Below are 4,917 nucleotides of genomic sequence, written 5' to 3' on the forward strand. Positions count from 1 at the left end.
ACTTGGTCGTGCTCGGGGTCGGCATCAGGACGTGGTAAGTGTCCGTCGAGGCAGACGCGCGTGCCGTAAAAAGTCCTTCATCGCGGATCAGCGCGGCGCCGCCGCGCTTGAGATGATGTTCGTTTACATTATCCTGGTGTCGACCCTGCTGATGCCGCTTGCCGACGTTGCCGCCGCTGGTTTTCGGTTTGTATCCGCGTGGGAAGCATTGCGCGCCTTCGGGCAAAAGATCCAGTACAGCCCGCCGCCCGACGTGACCGCTTGGGCAGGCTGGAAGTCGGCGCTCCCCACTTCGGTGTCGGGTTATCCCATCAACAATCTCCAGGTCGTTTGCAGCGATAGCATGGCTGCCTGCTCCGCAGGCAACTCTGGTTCGCCCAAGCACTATACGTACACGACGACCGTCACCGTGGCACCCATCGTGCTGAGATCGGTGATCTGTCGAAGTGGCAACGCCAATCCTTGTTCGTTCACACTGGCTTACGCTGAACGGTTTCAATAGGAGTGTTCCATGCGTGGCTTGCTTCGCTCTCGTCGTGGTGCCGCCGCCTTCGCAACCGTTATCGCCCTGGTGCCGCTGATAGGCGTGGTCGCACTCGGGGGCGAGGCGGGATCGTGGTACGTCACCAGGCAACACGCGCAGAATGCCGCAGATTCGGCGGCCTATTCGGGGGCCGCGCAGCAATTGTGCTTGTCGAATCCACCCTGCGCGGTTTCACAAACAGTGGACTACCGCGCCAAGCAGGCCGCGGCACAGAACGCGTTCTGTAACGTGGGCTCCACCTCCTATCCCGGCTCCCAGTGTGTCGGTAGCAATCCGGCGGGAATCTCTCAGACCGTCCAGGTCGCCTCGCTCACGTCATGGAAGGGGACGGCCGGAACTTACGTTCAGGCCACTGTTAGCCAGCAACAGCCGGCATACCTCGCGAGAGTGCTTGGTCTGTCCACTGTCAATATTCCCGCGACAGCCGTGGCCACAGTAAAAAGTGTGCTGTTTCCGCCCTGCGTCCTGTCATTGACAGGCTCGATCGGCTTTCAGGGGAGCCCGAACATCAATGCGCCCAATTGCGGCATGGCCTCGAACAGTACGGCCAACAATGCAATCAACTTTACCGGCGGCGGGATGACCATGAATCTCGGCTCGCTGTCGACTGTCGGTGGCTGCACGGGTGCCGCGTCGTTCTGTGACAAGGCGTTGAAGTATTTGCCGGCCCCGACCGCCAATCCCTTCTCTGCTCTCGATGGTGCCCTCACCACGTTGTGCGGCGCGAACCCCACGCTCCCCGCCAAATGTGGTCTTCCAGTATGTCCAGGATCGGATCTCGTCGCTTACGTGGCCGGCTCGGCCAGCACCGCATGCACGAATAACAATACCCAGACGAAGGGCAATGCCAATGTCTCCTTGGCTGCAGGGGTGTCGGTGTACTTCATATCCGGTACTCTGACTCTCAAAGGCGGCTCCATCGTCTCCTGCACAAATCCATGTACGGGAGTGACCTTCATCCTGTTGCCAGGGGCGAGCATTGACATGAAGGGGGGCGCGATGCTCACCCTCAAGGGGCCGGCAACTGCCCCTAACGCCTCGTCGCTTCCGGCGGCCCTCCAGTCTAGCGCTGCATTATTCCAGYACATGTCGATGTACGATGCCTCAGCGACGGCTGTGACCTTCGGTGGAAATAGCAACATCAACCTCACAGGAAACATCTATGCGCCGAACGCATCAGTGACGTTTCAGGGCAATCCGACGATCGCCGTAGGCGGCACGGGCGGCGCTTGTGGCCAGTTGATCGCAGCCTCGATCTCGTTCAACGGCAATGCCACCTTTGACACCACGGGGTGCCCATCGCAAACGAAGCTGCCGAAAAGCCAGTATGTCCAGTTGGTGCAGTGATGAGAAAGCTTGATCAGCGCGGCATCGGGGCGATGGAATTTTGTCTCGTCGCTCTGCCGCTTTTCATACTGATGTTCACCATCTTCGATCTGGGGCGTTACGCAATCACCATGCAGTCATTGCGGACGCTCGCCAACGCCGGTGCCCGGACATGGATGATCAGCGACTGCTTCGTCAATAGCGCGATGAGCAAGACTTCACCAACCTGTTCGGGTGACCCCCTGCCATCCGCTGCTGCCAAAAAAGCCGTTGCCCCAATGCTATTTGCCGGCGGTCTCGCGCCTACGCTGAGCACGACTGCGGGAGCCGCTGCACTCACCGTTACGGCATCCGACCCGAGCTTCAAGATGCTGATGCCGATATGGGGCACCACATTGAACGCGCCGAGCGCGTCCACCTCGATTCCCTTCTAGTGGTAGCGAGCAACCATCCCGGAATGCGTCGGGATCTCTGTAAGCGGGAGAGCAAGTTCCGGTTGTTCCAACAGATCCTCCGAAATCGATAGGGAACTCGCCAAAGCGGGCGCCGGCGGAACTCGTGCGCGCTTGTGCTGCAGGTTCCAAGCAAACGGGAAAAAGTGGTGCACGCTGGCAACATCGGAAAGTTTTCTGTGCTGTTGCCGCAGTGCGGTAAGCGTCTCTTCTTGCAAGGAAGGGGAATGAAGGATGTGATCTTGGAAACACGAATAACGATTTGTAATGGGATGAATTGTAAGCTCTCCGACGTGGTGCGTAGAGGGGAACTTTTGGGAGCATCGAGCACGTAGATTTGCGGGGACAGCCGTGGATCGCAGTGGGGGGACTCGAATGGGTGGCGGTCGCGTTTCGGGTAATAAGGTAGGGAGGCTTCTCGCTTTCAGCGTGATGGCTGTTGGCGCGGCGCTCGCCTTGTTTGAGTCCGCTGACAGCGCCGCGGCCGCAGATCGGAGGGGCTCCTCCGGCGGCGGCGTCTTCGTCAGCGAAATGAACGACGTCCAGCGGGTCAAGGTGGTCGTCAACAAGTCACGCACCTTCAAGGTCGACACGGCTTTTGCGACCATTGTCGCGGGCTCGCCTGATATTGTCGACGTGAAGTCGTTGAGCGATCACCTGATCTACGTCCAGGGCAAGCAGACCGGCACCACCAACGTCATTTTGTTCGACAGCTCGATGAAGCAGATCGGGATTCTCGACGTCGAGGTCGTGATCGATACCGGCAATTTGCAGCAGAACATCCGGACCGGCACCGGCATGCAGGGTGTTCGCGTCTCGGCTTCGGAGGGCCAGGTGGTGCTGAGCGGAACCGCCGTCGACGCGGTTGCCGCCGAGCGGGCCATGGCAATTGCCACCAGCACCGTCGCGAAGGGAGGAACTGTCGTCAACGCGATGAGCGTCGCGGCGCCGCAACAGGTGATGCTCGAGGTGCGATTTCTCGAGGTCAACCGGGAGGCTGGGCGTAACCTCGGTGTGAACCTTTATGCGGCGAACGCCAACGGGACCAATGTCGGGAATACGGGGCTTGGTGGGGCAACTGGCGCGACGGTCCGACAGCCGATCGGTGGTATTAACACGGTCCCAAACCCCACTGGTAATACTGGCGGTACGCCCGTTGGTGGTTCTCCTACTGGCAGCCTTCCCATACTCGGAACTGTGGGAACGCTCGTCGGCACCGCAGGCGGCGTCGCCCCGATCCCGTTCGGGAGCTTGTTGACCAGTATTCTTCGGACCAGCAGCGGCGGTTCGGTGGACCTGCTGATCACCGCATTGGAAACGAAAGGATTGGTTCGCCGGCTGGCGGAGCCGAACTTGACCACGCTTTCCGGGGATGCCGCCCGCTTCCTGGCCGGCGGTGAATTTCCGGTGCCGATCCCGAACACGACGACGACCGGTTTTCCCACCATCACCATCGACTACAAGAAGTTCGGTGTCGAGCTGGCCTTCGTGCCCACCGTTCTCTCGCGGGGCGTGATCAATCTTCGGGTTGAGCCGTCGGTGAGCGAGCTTGATTTCACCAATGCGGTGACGATTCAGGGGACGACAGTTCCTGCTTTGACCCGCCGTGACGCGCGCACCACGGTCGAATTGCGCGACGGCCAGAGTTTTGCCATCGCCGGCCTGCTCCAGACCCGCAACCGGCAGGACGTTTCGCAATTGCCCTGGATCGGCTCGGTGCCCGTGCTTGGAACCTTGTTCAGCAGCAAGTCCTACCTGCAGGAGGAAACGGACCTCGTCATCATCATCACGCCGCGCCTGGTTGCGCCTGCGGTACCCGGTCAGCAACTGGCCTCTCCGCTCGACTCCCGCCTTCCGGCCAATGACGTCGATTTCTTCCTCAATGGCCAGATGGAAGTCCGCAAGCGTTACAATGACTACGTCAATTCCGGTGGCGACGTGAAGGGGCCGTACGGCCACATCATCGCTCCCGAGCTCAGGACGCCCGTTCCGCCCCCGGCCGCCGCCGCAAACCAGCCGGTCGTAAAGACCCTCAACTAGGAGCGAGAGATGACCATAAGGTATCTGGTTCTGTTCGCGCCCTTGCTGCTCGGGGGATGTTACGGCCTCGCCGGTAATGACGAGATGGACCGCTACTTCCAGCGCTCCGACACCATCACGATGAGCGCCGGCGATGCCAAGCAGGTCAACGCCGTCACCCATACGATCCATCCATGGCCGCGATACGTCGGTGATCGCAGGATCGCGTACGACGCTCGGCGCGTTGGCGCCGCCGTGACACGTTATGGCAACACGAAACAGCCGGTGGATCAGCTTCCCGATGTTGGCGATGCGACGAAACAGATGGGCGTGCGGCCTACCGCAACCCAGAACATCGACATAGATGGATTGCCGCCTGGAACGGTCGGTGGAGTATCGGTGCCGGTCGGCGGCGCAGCGCCGGGTAGGTAAGGAGCCAGGGGGCCTTGGCCTTGGGTAATCTGACGATGATATTTCAATGAGTCCGATGAGCCGGGCGGGGACAAGAGTTATGCGGCGCATCATCTTAATGCTGACCTGTTGCTGGTTGGCGACCGGCCTTGCGGCGTGCGAGAC

The 4,917-nt window shown here is 60.5% G+C and carries 5 protein-coding genes; all 5 read left to right on the forward strand.

Annotated elements, in window-relative coordinates:
* Positions 1-502 (forward strand): hypothetical protein (locus ACXJL8_RS34050; protein ID WP_456686372.1); only part of this gene is annotated, 502 nt, incomplete at its 5' end.
* Positions 503-511: 9 nt separating this feature from the next.
* Positions 512-1,891, forward strand: coding sequence for a pilus assembly protein TadG-related protein (locus tag ACXJL8_RS34055; protein WP_456686373.1), 1,380 nt, complete (start codon positions 512-514; stop codon positions 1,889-1,891).
* Positions 1,891-2,304: a TadE family protein gene (locus ACXJL8_RS34060; protein ID WP_456623476.1), complete on the forward strand. Its 414-nt coding sequence runs from the start codon at positions 1,891-1,893 to the stop codon at positions 2,302-2,304. Before ACXJL8_RS34055 ends, ACXJL8_RS34060 begins: the two co-directional genes overlap by 1 nt.
* Before the next feature lie 393 nt (positions 2,305-2,697).
* The gene (locus ACXJL8_RS34065) at positions 2,698-4,362 is read left to right on the forward strand and encodes a type II and III secretion system protein family protein (protein WP_456623477.1); all 1,665 of its coding nucleotides are present in this window, start codon (positions 2,698-2,700) and stop codon (positions 4,360-4,362) included.
* Positions 4,363-4,371: 9 nt separating this feature from the next.
* Entirely contained in the window at positions 4,372-4,773 is a 402-nt protein-coding gene (locus ACXJL8_RS34070) for a hypothetical protein (protein WP_456623478.1), read from the forward strand.
* The last annotated feature ends 144 nt before the right edge of the window (positions 4,774-4,917 follow it).

Source organism: Bradyrhizobium sp. P5_C11_2, assembly GCF_054049755.1.

Coding starts and splice junctions, on each gene's coding strand:
- ACXJL8_RS34060 (WP_456623476.1), top strand. CDS start 1,891: ATGAGAAAGCTTGATCAGCGCGGCATCGGGGCGATGGAATTTTGTCTC.
- ACXJL8_RS34065 (WP_456623477.1), top strand. CDS start 2,698: ATGGGTGGCGGTCGCGTTTCGGGTAATAAGGTAGGGAGGCTTCTCGCT.
- ACXJL8_RS34070 (WP_456623478.1), top strand. CDS start 4,372: ATGACCATAAGGTATCTGGTTCTGTTCGCGCCCTTGCTGCTCGGGGGA.